Raw genomic sequence first — 250 nt, 5'->3', positions numbered from 1 at the left:
GTCAGGGCGGAACCCTAAGTGGCCGTTACCGCAGAAACGGATATGTACTCGTTCCAATCCAACATCCCGGCCAGCCCCGAGGCCGCCATCGGGGGCAAGCCCCCTCCCACATTTTCACCGGGCTCGGCACAAAACACCGGTCGGCTCCAAGGCCGCCGCGCTTGTGCTTTTGATCTGCTGTTGATCTCAGGCGCCCCGTTAAACCACGCTGGCCGAACGCAGGCTTGAATCCGTGGGCAACCCGGCAGGA

Source organism: Pseudomonas sp. 24 E 13, from assembly GCF_900004715.1.
Classification (GTDB): domain Bacteria; phylum Pseudomonadota; class Gammaproteobacteria; order Pseudomonadales; family Pseudomonadaceae; genus Aquipseudomonas; species Aquipseudomonas orientalis_A.
This window is presented reverse-complemented; position numbering follows the sequence as displayed.